Here is an 18,049-nt window from a genome sequence, read left to right as displayed (position 1 = left end):
GCCCGCCTACGCGGGAGGTCATTATAAAAGGGGTAGCTAACCCGGATTTGGGATCATTGTGTAGCTAATTATTACTTGCGCCCTTCCAGCCAGAATTAAAGTTTTATCAAAATTAGTTAACCCGATTTGAGCTAATTTGTTGCGTAAATTTATATTTTCTCCCCGCTTGCCGCTAAAACTTTCTTTCGTAGCGAACCCTAACTTCATTAAAATTATAATCATAAGAAATTCTCACAAAAGACTCATCATTTTTCCCCACACGATAGATGGCTTCAAGATAAGGTAAAAAGCGAAAATCAGCCATATTAAGCGACTTAGCCACAGTATTTTCAATATCATAAGCCACATTCTGTAATACCAAAGGAAAAGCTAATTGCACTACCCCATATTCCACGAGTTGCTGAGTATTTTTCCCTTGTAAAGCTTCTGCGATATTCAGTAACTGATTTCCCAGTAAATTAATAATTTGTGCTTCACTTCGAGGCGGACTACTCGAGAGCGTGATAGCAGAACTCGCTAATAACTGTTCGTCGGCTTTTCCATTTCTTGTGGTTGCCACAGCACGAAGACAAGTTTCTAATTGATTTAACTGTTGTTGAGTATATTGATTTTGGATAGTAACAGGCGGCATGGTAGGAAAAATTTGGCAAATTTCGCTAATATCTTTACTGAAACCCGGTAAAATTTGCGACAGCCGCCCATCAATAGCCAAGGTAACATCTATCCGTTCAACTTTATTGAGACTATCATCAGGAATTTCATTACTGAACTCAGCACGCACTTGACGATTAAGCTCGCTATTGGGAAAATCAGAAATAATGGTTCTCATTCTGATATTTAAATCCGGATTAAATAAACCTTGAATAGGATCAAAAACAATCTCATTTTGATAGCGACGATCTAATAAAAAGCGAGTATCAACAAAATTAACAATGCCTCTACTTAATAGAATTGTTCCCGTAGGCTGTAAACTATTCAGGTCTTTAAAGGTTCCATTTAAAGCAATTTCGCCGCCAAAATCAAACTCATACAAAGGATTTTGTTCAATTCTTAAACGATCTAAAATGATTTGTAAATTGTTCAATTGAGGAGAAACCGGCGAAGATTGAAGGCGTTTTGAAGTTAATAACCATTGATTGGCTACCGGACTAGCTTGCTGTTGCTCCTCTCTTCTTTCTGGCACAAATACCTGACCATTGGATAAGCGAACAGTTCCCCCAATTATAGGTTTTAAAGCCGAGCCATTCACCACTACTCTACCATCAATTAAACCTCGATAAAGACCCTCTAAATTAATATCTCCTTGTTGAACAACCACCGTTAAAGGATTAGAACTTTGGCGATTATTAGGAGATAAGGCTTCAAAGAAAGGTAAAACTCCCTGCGCGGCAATTTGACTCTCGGCAAAAGTGGCGGATAGTTGTTGAACATTCAACAGTTGACGATCAAAGACGATTTGACTATTAACGGTGAGAATTTCTGGAAAGGTAGCGGTGGCAATAGCCGCATTATTTAAAAGTACCCCGCCATGCACCACTAAATCGCTAATTTTGATGCCTTGATCGGTGACTAAACGTCCTGTTGCCATGGCCGTTACTCGACCCTCTCCTGAAAGCCAAGAAATCTGATCACTGGTAAAGATATTGACTAATTTTAAGGCTTCTGTTCCTAAATTAATCGAAGCTTCTACACGATCACTTTTAGCAAGAGGAGGATAAGGCACACTAGCAGATATTTGAACAAAAGAGGGATTATTGGTGGCTAATTGAAAACGTCCGTCAGTAAAGGTAAAATTCCCGGCAATGGTTTGATTTAGCAAACGAGCATTAAACGCGGCATCATTAAAAGAAAAGTTGCCCGCCACTTGGGGATTATTCAGATTGCCTGATAAATTTCCCCCTATATTCAGATTGCCGGCCAAATCTAGAGGAACGGTAACAAAATTGTTAATTGTATCGGTGCTTAAATTGTTGACCCCAAAGTTGCCGCTTAATTTTCCACTGGCAAGATTCGTTTGTCCTTGGAAGAAAACGACACTATTTTGCACTCTTAGCCGCGCCGGTTCTATGGCAATAACGCCGTTATTCAAACTCGCTTGCAGGGTTATTTCATTAATCGGTATCGTTCGAGTATCTTGAATAACAAATCCAAGTGGATCAATAATATTAGGATAAGATGGCTGAGGATTCCATGTCCAATTGCTACCTTGAAATTGAACGTTAGCCTCTGGATTTTGCAGGGTTCCTGCTAAGGTTAAACTGGCCTGATAGACACCCATTAGGTCTAACTGGGTAGGAACGCCTGATTTTTCTCGCTCTCTCGCTAAAGCTTTGATATATTCAGCAATTCGGGCATATAAGTTCACTTGTATATCAAGCGGCGCGTTCTTATTTCCCAAAGCATAAGCCGGAAGTTCAGCCGTCTTGAGCAAGTTAGAGGGTTGTCTTTGAATCCAACTGATGAGGGTTGCTATATCCGGAGTGCCTACCGCCGCCAAAATATCTTCTATATTCCCATTATCCACATTCGCTTTAGCAAAAATTGCGCCTGTACCAAAATTGAAAGAACCTTTGAGGTTATATTCACTGGTTCGGGTAACGAGGGTAGCTGAGGCTAACTGAGCGATTTTATCAGCATAGGTAAAGCTTGCTTGTAAGTTATCCCCTCGAAAGATGCCGATAGCGGGTTGATTAACCTTGAGATTTCCCGAGGTGGCGAGGCTAAATAAGTTGATGTCTGCATTTAAATTGACAATGCCTTGCACCACTCCAGGAAGCCCATATTGACTGAAGGGTGAGATGTTTAACACTTGTAGGGGAAAGCTTTCAATTTGAGCAATAAAACGCTCTCCTTCTCGTCTTCCTGTGGCTAAAATCGGCGGCTGATTGGGACTATATTCTCGGAAAGTAAAGGAAACTGGTAGATAAGGAATCAGACAGTCTTGACGGGTACAGGGTTCAGCGACAGCCGCGATAATGTCTTGTTTTCCTCGCAAATCAATGGCGATGTTTTGGCCTAGGGTAACCTGAACACTGCCTTTTAAGAGGGGATCAAAGGGACGGTTATTAAAGGCGAAATTAATCAGATTTAAATTGCCTGCTAATTGAAGATTTCCGGGGGCAGTGGGAGCCGTCAATAGGTTTTGAGCGATCAAACGCCCATCAAAGTTAGCTTTGCCACCAAGGTCTAATCTTTTCGGTAAAAATCCTTGAGGGTTGGGAATTCCGGCTAAGAGTTGAGTGGTGGGGAGTTGATTAAGATTAGTTCGGGCGGTTACTAATAGATTAGCGCTGGCATCAGGACGAGTAAATAAGTCAGTTACCCGAATATTGCCTCTAGCATTGACAATTTGCTCTCCGAGTGCAATTTCTACATTATTGGCTGTGATAGAAAAGGCTTGATTGCGCGCTAAAAGCGGTAAGATTGAACCCGAGAGAAAGAGTCTAGCGTCTGTATCGGGAAGATTGGTATATTGGGACCCAATCTTGGGCGCAAACCGCCGCACGAGTTGAGCGGTATTAATATTGCTACCGACAATACTACTTTGCCATTGATTATTATTTAAGCGAGCAAGGGCGGTTACGGTTCCCTGAGCTACCCCTAGTTTGACGTTTGCGGTGGCTCTGACATCATTTAAGTTCAGATTACCTTCTAGAAATGAGGATACTAAAGATTGTAAATTGCCGCTCAGATTGAGTTGAGAGGTGTTTAAATTAGCGGCTACGGGTAACTGAGGCAGAACGCGATTTAGGGAGAGAGAGTTTAGATTGGCGGCTGCTTCGATCAAGCCATTTTCTACATTAGCAATCAGATTGGCTGGACTATTGGCGATATTTAAGCGCACATTAGCACTGGCTGTCAGGCTATTGACTTGTCGGTTTAATATTTGTTCGAGAGAACCTGTAATAATTGCCCGGGTTTGCTGTACGCTAACTGGAACGGTTAAGTTAGGCAAAAACTGATTGAGGGGAATTTGAGAGGTATTAACGACGGCTTGTACAAGTCCCCCGTTTAAGCGGCTGATAACATTAACCGGGTTATTATTGACTTGTAAATTGATATCTGCATTGGCTTGTAAGCGATTCCAATTTTGATTTAAAAGGTCTTCTATGGGGCCACTCAGTCTGGCAGAGGTGCGAACCAGATTAACGGGTATGGAGATATTATTCGGCAGAAAAGGACTTAAAGCCAGTTGAGACGCGAAAATATTGGCGTTGATGTTGCCTGCTAAAATTTGACTATTGACAGCGACGGTTCCTTTTTGGACATTGAGGTCGAGGTTTGCTATGCCTTTGAGAGTGTCTGTACCAAATCGATCTAATCTTCCGGCTAATTGAATATTGGCAGTTTGTAAACGAACGGGTTTAACGGCTGTGGTATAGCCGCACAAATTGGCCACATTGCCACATAAAATAGCCACAAAGGGATCTAAGTCAAAGGTTTTAGCTGTGAGGGAGGTTATCCAATCTTTCCGTTTAAAATTACCACTGGCCTCAACATTAAGATTGCCTTGATCTGTTTGTAATTGAGTATCTCGAATTAAAACCGTTGGCCCTGCCCATAAAATATTCCCCGAACCCGCTATTTTTACATCCGATACTGTGGCTAAATTCGGCGTTTGCCAAGCAACGGTGCTTGTCAGTTTATCGAAAGTTCCTTGAAGTTTTCCTTCAGTATTAATCGTTCCGACGCTTACTGCTTGAGGGAAATTGACATAAGGTTTAAGGATTCCTTCGGCGGGAAAAGCTCCTTTAAAAGAGGCTGTAAGCGGCATTTTTCCCCAGACGATGGGGCGTTTTTGTTGCCAAGATTTGAGAATGCCTAATTGGACTATTCCATTGGCGGTAATTTGTCCTCCCCCTGTGGGTTGAATTTGAAGATTTTTTACCCAAAGTTGATTGAGATTGGTGCGGAAATTCGCGTTAATATTTCTGAGGCTAAGTTTATCCAGTAACACCGGATTTTTATTATTAATATTGCCGATGATTAAAGGTTGAGTCACTGCCCCCGTTATTTTGAATTTTAGTTGAAGCTGTCCATCCACTTTAAGGGGTAAGGATAGAGAAACTAGCCGCGCTAAATTACTAAATTTGAAAGGTTTTATTTCTACATTGAGATTATAACCCTGTTGCCAATCGATGGAGCCTTTGGCTTGGGCAACAATGTTATTGACATTAGCATCAAAAGCATCGACTAAGACTTTTTGGCCTTGAAAACGGATTTGGATATTAGCGTTTAACGGCGCTTGTAAAGAGGGAATTCGTCCGGCTAGTTGGGATAAACTGACTTGTCCTTGTCCCTGAGTTCCTTCTATATTTTCAAATGAGGGCACATTGAGATTGAGATTAGCATTAAATACCCCACTATTCAGTTTTAGGGGAGCATTGGGAATAAGGGTTACTAATTCTGTTAAGGCTAATCTGTTTACGGTTAAATTGAGGCGAGTTTTACCGGATTCTATAACGCTTTGCCCTTTGACATTCACTTGGCTTTGCAGCAGGGCAACATCTAAATTATATTGAAGGTCTTGTACCTTGGTTTTAGTATATCTAAGATTGCCGGCGGCTTGGATGGGAATAATTTTTTTCAGGGCATAGGGTTTTAAGTCGAGATCAGCATCTTCTAGGCGGACTTTGAGATCGAAATCAATGGGTAATTCTCGCTGATTTTTCGGCAGTTCAATATTAGTCCATTTGCCATTTTTATCTTGATCTAAGTAGAGATTAGGGTCAACAATGGTTACATCTAACGGTAGAGGACGACCCAATAAAAAAGGAAGCCAGTCAAATTTAATGTCAACGGCTTTTAGAGAGAGCGTATCTAAATCGGTTGGGGTAGCCGGAATTGATGAAGTGCCAAAGCGAATATGTGTTAAAGAAAAACTTTCAACTTTTCCTATATTAACTTTTCGGTTAATATAATTACTTAATTGTGTGGAGACCAAGGGAGACAATTTTTCATAAACAAAATATCGTACTCCTAAATAGCCGCCAATTCCCAATAGAATTAATACTCCTCCCCCGATTTGAGTTGAAGGTCGTCTGATGAATCGTCTTAAACGAGTAGCAAAACTAGGTTGTTCTGAAGGCTCAGGGGGAGTATTGGGCGAACCATTAGTCATCGTCTTTCTGCCTAGCTGATTGGATTGACCACACACAAGAGCAGGGAACGAGGTAACTTAACCTGATCCCTATCTCTTGATAGATGTGTGAGGAAGAGAAGTCCGACAACAATAATATTCTAGCAGTATTCCCATAAAAATCTACAATAAGTTATAAATTGTGATCATTGGTTGCAAGGTTCTTTTGTGTATTATTGTTGACATCGGTTACCTTGTGATATCTACTGTTATTAGTTATTAGTCAGTAGAGATGCTCTTGCTTGCTCGCAGTAGCTAATAGTCATTAATCAATAGTTATTAGTTATTCTGCTTTCCTTCTATTGCCTATTTTTTATTCTCTGTTGCCGATTTGCTTATATGTCAATCCTTCAGCAGCTACCTCTAAAACATAAAGCTTGGTCAAAAGCGATTTCAAAACCGGCCCAAGAATTTTCATTGACACCTCTGTCTATACTATCGGGTCAAATACCTACAGGACTCAGAGGTAGTTTATACCGCAATACCTCAGCTAGATTAGAAAGAGGAGGAAAACGGGTAGGCCATTGGTTTGATGGGGATGGTGCTATTTTAGCGGTCCATTTTACCGACGAAGGCGCAACAGGAGTCTATCGCTACATTCAAACTCGAGGCTATCAAACAGAAGCACTTGCCGATCAGTTTTTGTATCCTAACTACGGAATGACGGTTCCGGGCCCCTTTTGGAAAAGTTGGGGAAAAGAGGTAAAAAATACCGCCAATACATCTGTTTTAGCTTTAAATGACCGGCTTCTAGCCTTGTGGGAAGGAGGATGGCCTCACAGCTTAGATTTACAGACTTTAGAAACCTTTAAAAAAGATAATTTATCTTGGTTAAAAACGACAGATCTCTTTTCCGCTCACCCCAAAATTGACCCGAATACAGGATATATTTATAATTTTGGTGTAAGCCTAGGACTGTCTTGCGTTTTACAGATCTATCAATGTGATGCTCAAGGAAATCTTTTAGCTAGGGCTTCTCATCGGTTGTCGGGTCTTCCTTTAATTCATGATTTTGTTTTGGCAGGAGACTATTTAATTTTCTTTGTTTCGCCGGTTAGAATCAAGGCAATCCCTGTACTTTTAGGTTTAAAAAGTTATAGCGAGGCGATGGAATGGAAGCCCGAAATAGGAACTAAAATATTGATATTTAATCGCCATAATCTCAGTTTGATTAGTCAATCCGAAGCAGATCCTTGGTATCAATGGCACTATGCTAATGGATATATGGAACAAGATGGAACAGTAGCGGTGGATTTTGTGCATTATGGCAATTTTCAAACCAATCAATATTTAAAAGAAATTGCCACCGGCAAAACAGAAACATTGGCTAAAGGTACGCTGTATCACGTTCGTCTTAACCCGGTTACCGGTAAAATCATTGAAATGTTCTCATGGATGGATCGCGCTTGTGAATTTCCGCTTGTTCCTCCTCATCAACAAGGAAAACCTTGGCGTTATACTTATTTATCTGTTCATCGAGAAGGAGTCGATATTGCTGAGGAAATCTTGGGGGCGATAGCGAAATTTGACCATAAAAAGGGACATTTATCTATAGCCGATATGGGGGATAATTGTTATCCCTGTGAACCCATTTTTGTGCCCTCACAGCCAGGTTCGGAACAGGGTTGGGTGTTGACAGTGGTTTATGATGGCAACCACCATTGTTCTGAAGTGAGAATTTATGATAGCGAACATTTAGAAGATGAGCCGCTTTGCCGCTTACTTCTTCCCTCTGTAGTTGCTCTTGGTTTTCATGGAACTTGGAAACCAGCTTGATCTCTCTTCTAACCTATAAACATAAAGAAATCCTTAACCGGCTTGACTCTCCAGGAAACTGTAGGGTTTATCATAAAAGGTAAAGAACTAAAACTCCCAGAGCATTGCGGCAAGGAGTCAAGCATGGAAAATATTACCCTTAAACTGACAGGAATGGGATGCGCCGCTTGTGCATCTCGTATTGAACAAGCCATCCAAAAGGTATCTGGTGTCATCAGTTGTAATGTTAATTTTGGCGCTGAACAAGCCACCGTACAGTATCATCCTAAACAAACCGATGTCGGACAAATACAGCAAGCCGTCGAAAAAGCCGGCTATGAAGCCTTTCCTATCAAACAATTTGACACAGAATTAGAAGACCAAGAAAAAACCATCCGCCTCAAGGAAGAAAAAAAACTGCGGCAAAAAGTGATCATCGGGGGAATCATTAGTATTATCTTAGTTTTGGGCGCATTGCCGATGATGCTAGGGGTATCTATCCCTTTTATCCCCTCCTGGTTACATAATCCTTGGTTACAACTGATATTAACCATTCCGGTACAATTTTGGTGCGGCGGGCGCTTTTATAAAAATGCTCAGAAAGCGCTTAAACACGGTAGTGCGACGATGGATACATTAGTGGTGTTGGGAACCAGTGCCGCCTTCTTTTACTCTCTGTTTGTGACGCTATTTCCTCAAGTATTAATTGCTCAAGGATTAACCACAGAAGTATATTATGAATCGGCTGCCGTTGTCATTACCCTGATTTTATTGGGAAGACTGCTAGAACACCGAGCCAGAAGACAAACTTCTCAAGCCATGCGGCAATTGATCGGCTTACAACCGAAAACCGCTCTGATCATCCGTAACGGACAAGAAATCGTTCTTCCCATTTCATCAGTAGCCGTCGGTGATCTTATCTTAGTGCGTCCTGGGGAAAAAATTCCTGTGGATGGAGAAGTCATCGAGGGAAGTTCTACGGTAGATGAGTCGATGATAACGGGGGAAAGCATACCCGTTAAAAAACAAGCAGGAGATCAAGTCATTGGGGCAACCATCAACAAAAGCGGCAGTTTTCAGTTTAAAGCCGCTCGCGTGGGACAAGACACGGTACTGGCTCAAATTGTACAATTAGTGCAACAAGCACAAGGCTCAAAAGCCCCCATACAAAAATTAGCTGATCAGATTACCGCTTGGTTTGTACCGGCAGTCATCACCATTGCTATTGCTACTTTTGTCATCTGGTTGAGTATAATAGGAAACATTACCCTTGCCCTTATTTGTGCAGTGGAAGTGTTGATTATCGCTTGTCCTTGCGCGTTAGGGTTAGCCACTCCTACCTCAGTAATGGTGGGCACAGGAATAGGCGCAAAAAACGGTATCTTAATCAAAGATGCTCAGAGTTTGGAATTAGCTCATCAACTAAAAACCATCGTCTTTGATAAAACCGGCACCTTAACTGAAGGAAAACCCACCGTTACTGATTTTATTACCGTTAAAGGCGTGAGCGAGGGCAATGAATTAAATCTGCTACGCTTAGCCGCTTCCATCGAACGTTATTCAGAACATCCCTTAGCCGAAGCGATCCTGCGCTATAGCAAAGCGCAACAAGTCACTCCCACCCAAGCAACTGAATTTGAAGCTATTGCCGGTAGCGGCGTACAAGGTAACGTTGAGGGGCAATGGGTGCAAATCGGGACCGGACGATGGATGCAAGAATTAGGCATTGCTACAGAGGTTTTAGCCAAGGATCAGGAAAGATTGCAATATTTAGGTAAAACAGTCATCTGGATCGCCCTTAATGGGCAAATAGAGGCAATTATGGGTATTAGTGACGCGCTTAAACCTGCCTCCCGAGAAGCTGTAAACGCTTTAAAACGGATGAAATTAGAAGTGGTGATGCTAACGGGAGATAATTATGCTACCGCTAAAACCATTGCTCATGAATTAGGCATAGAACGAGTGATAGCAGAAGTTAAACCCGATCAAAAAGCCGCTCAAATAGCCGCCCTTCAGCAGCAAGGAAAACGGGTAGGAATGGTAGGCGATGGAATTAACGACGCGGTAGCTTTAGCCCAAGCTGATGTCGGGATAGCGATAGGTACAGGAACCGATGTGGCGATGGCGGCGAGTGATATTACCCTCATTTCTGGAGACTTACAAGGCATTGTCACAGCGATTCAATTATCTCGCGCTACCATGAGTAATATTCGGCAGAACCTCTTTTTTGCTTTTATTTATAACCTGGTAGGAATTCCCATTGCTGCCGGTATTTTATACCCGATTTTAGGATGGTTACTCAATCCGATTATTGCCGGCGGGGCAATGGCTTTAAGTTCAGTTTCAGTGGTGACAAATGCGTTGAGATTACGGAATTTTCAACCGGTTGATAAGAGTTGAATTATGCTAGAAATAGCAGTTTCAGAGGTAAATCTCTATGACTAGCACGAGCAAAAAACTGACTCTAGAAGAGTACCTTATCTATGAGGATGATACTGAAAATAAATATGAGCTTGTGGATGGAGAATTAATTGCCATGCCGCCAGAAAATGACCGCAATAACTTAATTTCACTCTACTTGCTTTGTGAATTTCTGAAGTATGTTCCGATTTATCTGATTCGTCATAAAGATACAGAAATTGTGGTCACTGGTAATCGCGCTCGGGTGAGACTTCCAGACTTGATGATCTTAACTGAGGAGTTATTAGCGGCTATGGAGGGACGACGAGCAACCATTACTCAGGATATGCCCTCTCCTGCACTGGTGGTTGAAGTGGTTTCTCCAGGTAAAATTAATGAAGATCGAGATTATCGCTATAAACGCTCCGAGTATGCGGCACGGGGAATTGCTGAATATTGGATTGTTGATCCCGGTAAAGAACGGGTGACAGTGTTAACGCTAGTAGATGGATTTTATGAAGAACAAGTTTTTGAGGGAAATGAGCGAATTTTGTCAGCCGCTTTTTCATCTTTACAACTGACAGCAAGGCAAGTTTTTAAGTAGGTGGACAGAATTATACAGCACTACGCATTAAAGTTAGGACATGGCGAGAAGATAAAACCTTGTCATAATCAACTGTTGCCTGTTCCCAGATCCGGTGTTCCCTAGCGCGTAGCGCTATAGTTCATCGTTGAGAGGGGGAGCCACCAAGTCAGGAGTCGGAATTCAAAGGGAATTGAGAACTTTAGACTTCTTGCAGAAGTAAGCTTGCCCTAGCGGTGTCGAAGGGTCACATCTGTCTAACTTTGTTTATTCCTCAAATTATTCAGGCAGATAATTAATATCTAGTAGCCGCTCTAAGCTATAAGGACAATTTTGAGGTAAGTTTTTTAATTTCCCCTCGGTTTTATCCATTACATATCCTAAAGCATCCTCTTTTTAACCCCCCTTTGTTAAGGGGGGGGTTGGGGGGATCAACTAAATGCAGGGTTACACTTTCAACTTTTCAATAATACGTCTAGTAGCTTCTTCTACATTTTCGCGGCTATTAAAAGCGCTAATACGGAAATAACTTTCACCCGCCGCACCAAAACCGGACCCCGGCGTTCCTACCACATTGGCCGATTGTAGCAACTTATCAAAGAAATCCCAACTCGACAAACCCTCGGGAGTCTTCACCCAAACATAGGGCGCATTAACACCCCCATAAACATTTAAACCAGCAAAAGACAATTTATCACAAATAATCTGGGCATTTTCCAGATAAAAGTTAATTAATGCCTTCACTTGTGCCTGACCTTCTTCGGAATAAACCGCCTCAGCGCCGCGTTGTACAAGATAAGAAACCCCGTTAAACTTAGTAGACTGACGACGGTTCCATAATTTCCATAAGTCTACATCCTCTCCATTAGCCGCTTTAGCTTTTAGGGTTTTCGGAACCACCGTCAACGCGCAACGAGTCCCCGTAAAACCGGCATTTTTGGAAAAAGAGCGAAATTCGATGGCACAATCTCTTGCTCCTTCAATTTCATAGATAGAATGAGGAAGACTCCCATCAGTTATAAAGGCTTCATAAGCCGCATCAAAGAATATAATAGACCCATTTTCTTTAGCATAATTTACCCATTTTGTCAAGTCTTCTCGGGTAGCTGTTGCCCCGGTGGGGTTATTGGGAAAACAGAGATAAATAAGATCGACTTTTTGGTCGGGAAGATCGGGAGTAAAATTATTTTCGGCGGTCATGGGCAGATAAACTAAGCCTTGATACTCGCCTTTTTCGTTCACGTCGCCGGTATGTCCTGCCATCACGTTAGTATCGACATACACGGGATAAACTGGATCAGTAACAGCAATGGTATTATTGTGGCCAAAGATATCAAGGATATTACCCGTATCGCATTTAGAACCATCAGAGACAAAGATTTCCGAAGCATCTATTTCACATCCTCGCGCTTGGAAGTCTTGAAGGGCGATTTTTTCCCGTAACCAAGCATAACCTTGTTCTGGACCATACCCTTTAAATGTAGCGCGGTCGCCCATCTCTTCAACGGCTTTAATCATGGCTTGGCGACAAGCTTCGGGTAACGGTTCAGTCACATCGCCGATCCCCAGTTTAATAATTTTAGCTTCTGGGTGCGCTTCTGCGAAGGCATTAACCCGTCTTGCAATTTCGGGAAATAAATAACCGGCTTTGAGTTTCAGATAGTTGTCGTTAATGGTTGCCATATTCAATTGCTACAAACACGGACTCGGATTAAATGATTATACAATGATTAATTATGATTAATAAAATCTTGAAATGTTGTTTTAGCTTACTTTTATATTCCTTTTTTCTGCTTACTCGGGAAAATAATCAGCATTGAGTACATCTTCAAGAGAAAAACAAGGCTCACTAGGAAACATTGTTGCCGGTAATTCATATTTCCGAATAATTATTTTAATAGCTTTTTGATAGCAGACCCCAAAAATTTCATCGAGTCTGACTTTAAGACTAGGACTATCTTTTAAAACCAGATTTAATTGTTCTCTTTGCTCAACAATTGTATTTCTCCAGCCTCTCGCATTATTTTCTTTTTCTGCTTGCCAATAAATTAATTTTAAAAGATGTTCAAGAATTGTTATCAAGCGGCTTTCTATTTCCCGCTTCTCACTTCTTCCCATTGCTTCAATTTCTTCAATTAAATTTTCTAAATCCACCTCATTAAAACGTTGCTCCTTAAGTAATTTAGCCATAGTTAAGAGCCAAAGATAAAAATCCTTTTCATAGAGATTTTTTAAAGATATTGATTGACTGGGACTGACCATAACTGACCATATAAGTAGCTAGACTTTTATTAAAATTAACTTTTGATTAGTTTGATTAAGTGAAAAACTCAGATAAATTGTTTAGAAAATTTTATTGAAATCTCTCACCCTCATAGTATTCACTTAATCAAAATAATTATAGTTGTGACTGAGTGGGTTCCCGTGCGGCTAACCCACCCTAACTAGAATTAACCAACTAATTCCTTAACTTTGTTGATGATGCCTTCGGGATCAAGACCTTGGAAAGGATACTGTTCCCATAAGCCGCCACAACCTTCCTTATAAGTTCCCAAATAGGCAAATTTAGGCGTTAAACCCCGTTCAAGTAACCAAGAACCAAAGCGGCTACCGAGTCCCGTGCGGCGGTTAAAAGGTTCAACCACCAAGACAAAAGGAGAAGCACCGACTTTGGCTAAAGTTTCCTCATCAATAACATTGAGGGTAGACTTATTGATGACTCCCACATTAATGCCCTCTTGTTTTAAACGTTCTGCGGCATCTACAGCACGATATAAAGCATCCCCAAACGTAACAATATAACCAGCGCTACCTTCTCGTACTACTTCATCTTTACCGGGGGTAAAAGTATAGCCTTCTCCAAAGAAATCTTTGCCATTAGCATCGAGAATATTGGGGGTTTTAGAACGAGTTGAATAAATAAACCGTAAACCGGGCTGATGAAAAACTGACTCAACACAAGCCTTCATTTGAGCCGCATCTGCCGGAAAATATAACCAAGTGGGGTAACCATCATCTAACCCATTATCGGCGAACATATTATTAATTCCGAAGTGACAGGTATTATCGGCCATATCGTCAATACCTGCATGGGAAAAATGACAGAGTAAATTAGATTTATTCAGCCGCGCCATGGTAATTTCAGAAATACACATTTCTAAAAAGGCGCTGAAGGTTCCAAAAATTCCTTGTTTGCCTTCCTCCATGCCAAACCCAGCAGCCGCAGAAATATTCCCCCGTTCCATAATGCCGCCACTGACAAAAATTTCTGGGTAAGCGGCATGAATTTTATTGAGTCCGCAAGAACCTTCTAAGTCATTATCAATACACATGACTTTCTCTTTGCGTTCTTGTTCGTTCATTTTGCCGAGTACAGACACCACCGCATCACCGAACACATTGCGGTTAGAACCCCAATTATCGCCAGAACCGATAAACTTATAGGTTTGTTTGGGCGCTTGAATACTCTTGAGATAGTCAACCGCGTCGGTGAGTCCTCGTTTTTCTAGATAAGCCAGGGCTAATTTGACAGAAATAACATCATGGCCGTGAGTAGAACCTTCTAATCCTTCAATTCCTACACACATTTTACGCTTATTAATGACAGCCACAGGGCCAACACTGGTAACCGCTTGGCAGATGCGACGATATAAGTCATCGATATCTTCCCCATCTCCCTCTAATATGGTGACACCGTGACCTTGGAGGGTTTGGCTGACGCTATAACCCGGTAAATAACTTGAAGGATGTCCGGCAATGGTCACATCATTATCATCAATGATCAGTTTAACATTCAACTTTTGCGCTACAGCCAGACGGGCGGCTTCTGCGTCATTACCTTCTTGTTGTGAACCATCAGACCCCAAACAAAAAACGATTTTGTTAGGATTTGCTAAAGCCACCCCATTGACATAGGGCCACATATGTCCCAATCTTCCAGAACTAAATTTAACCCCAGGAGTCAAACCGAGTTCAGGGTGTCCGGGTAGATGATAATGGGCCTCACGATAATGTAGCAGTTGTTCAAGAGGTAAACTCCCTTCTAAAGCCGCCATTAAATATTGTGTTCCTACCCGATGTCCGGCCTCATCAAAGAAAATCGGCACAAATTTATTAGGTTGAGAGTGGAACAAGCTATCTAAAATCAAGACTTCTGGCACTGTATCATAGGGGCCGCCTGTATGACCGCCTACACCCCTTGCTGCTCCCGTCGCCGTGAAGAAAACGATCGCATCGCGGCATAATTGAATATTGGCTTTTAAGGTTTCTTTCTGCTCCGGGGTTAAAGTTGGATTGGTGGGATCTAAGGTTAAGGGCTTATAGGCACTCAAATTGATGGGAAAGGCAGCTTTCGCTAAAGTCATGGCTATTGTTCCTCAATAGATTAACAAGATTCGTCATAATAACGACGATGATTGAATCAACCTAACCCTAAACGGTGGTAGGGCATTTAAGCAATTGTATCGCTAATAAGTCAATTAATAGTCCTAAAATTTTTGTTGATGATCAATCATCTCGGTAGCTCCACAAAGACAATTGTAAGCTTTTAAAATCAAAAATCGTCCTCGTTCTCTTGAGGAAAAAGATTTTCAAAATTTAAAACATACTCTTTAGAAAAAGGACACTCCACAGAGAATATTAGGACATTCACACATTCTCAACCCTAGATAAAAAAACCTCGGCATTTACCGAGGTTACTGCTGTTGTAGGAGAACTCAATGTCAATGGGAGATACACTGAGAAAGACTGTTGGTTGCCGGCTAACATTTGAGTGAAGCGATAGCAGAAATTTTTTGACAACCTTTTTTTGTGGTTTGCTTATTCAATAAGTTAACAAAAATGTTAAGGATTGTAAAGACTATTTGACAAAAAAAAGTTATTTGTCTACGAAAACACATAAGGCGTGCTGATAAGAAAAGCTGACTAAAAGCCTGAAAAGCCAGCGATTGAGCTTATTACAGCCATTTTGTAGCCACGAAATCACTTTTTATATCTCTCTTTAGATGCTCTATGACTGTCAGCCGAATGGTGTAGGATCAATTAGCTATGGATCAGCTTGAGCAATAAGCTATGTTAATCAATAAAGCTTTACAGGATAAAATTAGTATATATAGAAAACAGTTTGAAGAAGGAAAACCATTTAAACACGTTGTTATCGACAATTTTTTCGACCCAGATGTGGCTCAAACACTGTTGCAAGAATTTCCCCTATTTGATCCTCAAAAAGCCATCAGTGAAACCGGAACCCTTGGCGGAAAATCCGTGCATGAGAATTTAGGAGAAATCAGCATTAATTATCAAATTCTAGCTGAACATCTGGGTTCGACAGCTTTTCTCGATTGTATTTCTCAACTGACAGGGATAGAAAAACTCATCAACGACGAAACCTTTTATGGAGGAGGAACTCACGAAAATTTAAATGGGCAAGAATTAGACCCTCATGTAGACTTTAATTTAGATGAAAGAAGGTGGTATCATCGCCGCTTAAATGTCATTATTTTTTTAAATAAAGAGTGGGAAGAAAGTTGGGGAGGATGTTTAGAATTGCATTCTAATCCCCGAGAACCCGATGAAAATCAAATTACAGCCTTGCTTCCTCTATTCAATCGCTGTGTGATTTTTGAAACCAATGAATATTCATGGCATGGCTTTACTAAAATTCAACTGCCTGCGGAAAAACAGCATTTATCTCGAAAATCAATTTCTATATATTTATATACCAAAGAAAGACCCGAAGATGAACTAGCCCCACCTCATACCACCTTTTATATACATCGCCCTCTTCCTCCTCATATTCAACCGGGCAAAGTCTTAACACAAGAAGATTATCAAGAAATAAAAGTTTTGTTAAAAAGACGAGATGATTTAATTCATTTTTATCAAAAAAAAGAGTTAGAAAATTCTTCTGAACTCGAAAATATCAAAATGCAGATTAAGCGCTATTTGGCTTTAAAACATCAAAACTTATGGAAATTATGGCACTTATGGATTAAATTAAAAAAATCTTCATTTCCTTTGTTTTAGCCAGAAGGGGCTGCCCATTTGTTCGCCCCTTTGACAATTAAAACTGACGCAAAAACCGCCAATCACTCTGGTAACAACGGCGAATATCATCAATTTGATGAAGCACCATAGCAAAGCGTTCTACTCCTAGACCGGCGGCAAAACCAGTATAAACTTCTGGATCATACCCCACAGCTTTTAACACATTGGGGTCTACCATGCCGCAACCCAGCACTTCTAACCATTTGCCTTTCCATTGCACATCCACTTCCGCAGAAGGTTCAGTAAACGGGAAATAACTAGCCCGAAATTTAACCGGTAACTCTTCGCCAAAAATCTGACGAATAAATTCTTTGAGAGTCCCTTTAAGGTCAGTAAAAGTTAATCCCTTATCAATGGCCAACAATTCTACTTGATGGAAAACGGCCGAGTGAGTGGCATCTACGGTATCTCGACGATAAACCCGTCCTGGTGCCACAATGCGAATAGGCGGCTGATGGGTTTCCATATAACGAATTTGCACCGGCGAAGTATGGGTTCTCAACAAATGACCATTGGCCAAAAAGAAAGTATCCTGCATATCACGTGCCGGATGGTCAGCCGGAATATTTAACGCCTCAAAATTATAATAATCGGTTTCTACATGGGGCCCTGTGGCGACTGTATACCCTAGCCCCACAAAAATATCTAACACGCGATCAATAGTATTATTGAGGGGATGAACACGACCGATCGGACGACTTACCCCCGGCATGGTTACGTCTAGGGTTTCTGCGGCTAATTGGGCTTGAATTTGCGCCTGTTGTAAGGTCTGACGTTGGTTCTCTAACTGAGTCTGTAGCCCTTCTTTGACTTCATTGGCTAATGCACCTAGGCGCGGACGATCTTCAGGCGATAACTTGCCCATAGTTTTGAGAATTTGCCCAAGTTGTCCTTTTTTCCCGAGATATTGAACCCGTAGCTGTTCCAATTCTTCTAGGGTCGTGGTAAGGGCGATCGCGCTATCGGCTTCTTGTTGCAGGGTTTGTAGATCTGTCTCTATTTGGCTTAAGGAGGTGGTCATGATCAAAATTATTGCTGATTAACCTATTTGGGTTGAGCTACCCTCATCACCAAACTCGATTATATCTTTGTTGATCAAGCTATTGTAGTTTTTTGCTCGACAGATA

10 protein-coding genes are annotated in these 18,049 nt (G+C 41.3%); 4 read left to right on the top strand and 6 right to left on the bottom strand.

Going from position 1 to position 18,049, the window contains the following annotated elements:
• Positions 1-172 precede the first annotated feature (172 nt).
• A complete protein-coding gene (locus tag CYAN7822_RS09610; protein ID WP_013322057.1) occupies positions 173-6,121 on the bottom strand; it encodes a translocation/assembly module TamB domain-containing protein in 5,949 nt (1,982 codons plus the stop codon).
• 357 nt (positions 6,122-6,478) lie between these two features.
• Here CYAN7822_RS09610 and CYAN7822_RS09605 point away from each other — a divergent pair, with 357 nt between their 5' ends.
• From CYAN7822_RS09605 to CYAN7822_RS09595, 3 genes are all read left to right on the top strand, one after another.
• A complete protein-coding gene (locus CYAN7822_RS09605) occupies positions 6,479-7,915 on the top strand; it encodes a carotenoid oxygenase family protein (protein WP_013322056.1) in 1,437 nt (478 codons plus the stop codon).
• A 123-nt stretch (positions 7,916-8,038) separates the two neighbouring features.
• Entirely contained in the window at positions 8,039-10,294 is a 2,256-nt protein-coding gene (locus CYAN7822_RS09600) for a heavy metal translocating P-type ATPase (RefSeq protein WP_013322055.1), read from the top strand.
• Between the two features lie 37 nt (positions 10,295-10,331).
• Positions 10,332-10,898 carry a Uma2 family endonuclease gene (locus CYAN7822_RS09595; protein WP_013322054.1) on the top strand — a complete coding sequence of 189 codons (567 nt, stop codon included), beginning with the start codon at positions 10,332-10,334 and terminating at the stop codon, positions 10,896-10,898.
• A gap of 258 nt (positions 10,899-11,156) precedes the next feature.
• Here CYAN7822_RS09595 and CYAN7822_RS37575 read toward each other — a convergent pair whose 3' ends face one another.
• The 4 genes from CYAN7822_RS37575 to CYAN7822_RS09580 form a co-directional block, all read right to left on the bottom strand.
• Positions 11,157-11,249, bottom strand: a complete 93-nt coding sequence (locus CYAN7822_RS37575) for a DUF29 domain-containing protein (RefSeq protein WP_216701572.1) — start codon at positions 11,247-11,249, stop codon at positions 11,157-11,159.
• A 75-nt stretch (positions 11,250-11,324) separates the two neighbouring features.
• On the bottom strand, positions 11,325-12,560 hold the full coding sequence (locus tag CYAN7822_RS09590; RefSeq protein ID WP_013322053.1) for an LL-diaminopimelate aminotransferase: 1,236 nt from the start codon (positions 12,558-12,560) through the stop codon (positions 11,325-11,327).
• Between the two features lie 111 nt (positions 12,561-12,671).
• Positions 12,672-13,139 (bottom strand): DUF29 domain-containing protein, encoded by a 468-nt coding sequence (locus CYAN7822_RS09585; RefSeq protein ID WP_013322052.1) that lies wholly within the window; start codon positions 13,137-13,139, stop codon positions 12,672-12,674.
• A 188-nt stretch (positions 13,140-13,327) separates the two neighbouring features.
• Positions 13,328-15,241 (bottom strand): transketolase C-terminal domain-containing protein, encoded by a 1,914-nt coding sequence (locus CYAN7822_RS09580; protein WP_013322051.1) that lies wholly within the window; start codon positions 15,239-15,241, stop codon positions 13,328-13,330.
• 706 nt (positions 15,242-15,947) lie between these two features.
• On the opposite strand from CYAN7822_RS09580, the gene CYAN7822_RS09575 reads away from it, so the two are divergent.
• A complete protein-coding gene (locus CYAN7822_RS09575; protein ID WP_013322050.1) occupies positions 15,948-16,901 on the top strand; it encodes a 2OG-Fe(II) oxygenase in 954 nt (317 codons plus the stop codon).
• A gap of 37 nt (positions 16,902-16,938) precedes the next feature.
• Here the strand turns inward: CYAN7822_RS09575 and pheS are convergent, their stop codons facing one another.
• Positions 16,939-17,943, bottom strand: coding sequence for a phenylalanine--tRNA ligase subunit alpha (pheS, locus tag CYAN7822_RS09570; protein ID WP_013322049.1), 1,005 nt, complete (start codon positions 17,941-17,943; stop codon positions 16,939-16,941).
• Between the last annotated feature and the right edge of the window lie 106 nt (positions 17,944-18,049).

The sequence above is a fragment of the Gloeothece verrucosa PCC 7822 genome (assembly GCF_000147335.1).
GTDB classification, from domain to species: domain Bacteria; phylum Cyanobacteriota; class Cyanobacteriia; order Cyanobacteriales; family Microcystaceae; genus Gloeothece; species Gloeothece verrucosa.
The sequence above is the reverse complement of the archived record's forward strand: the minus strand, read 5'-3'. Positions and strand labels throughout refer to the sequence as shown.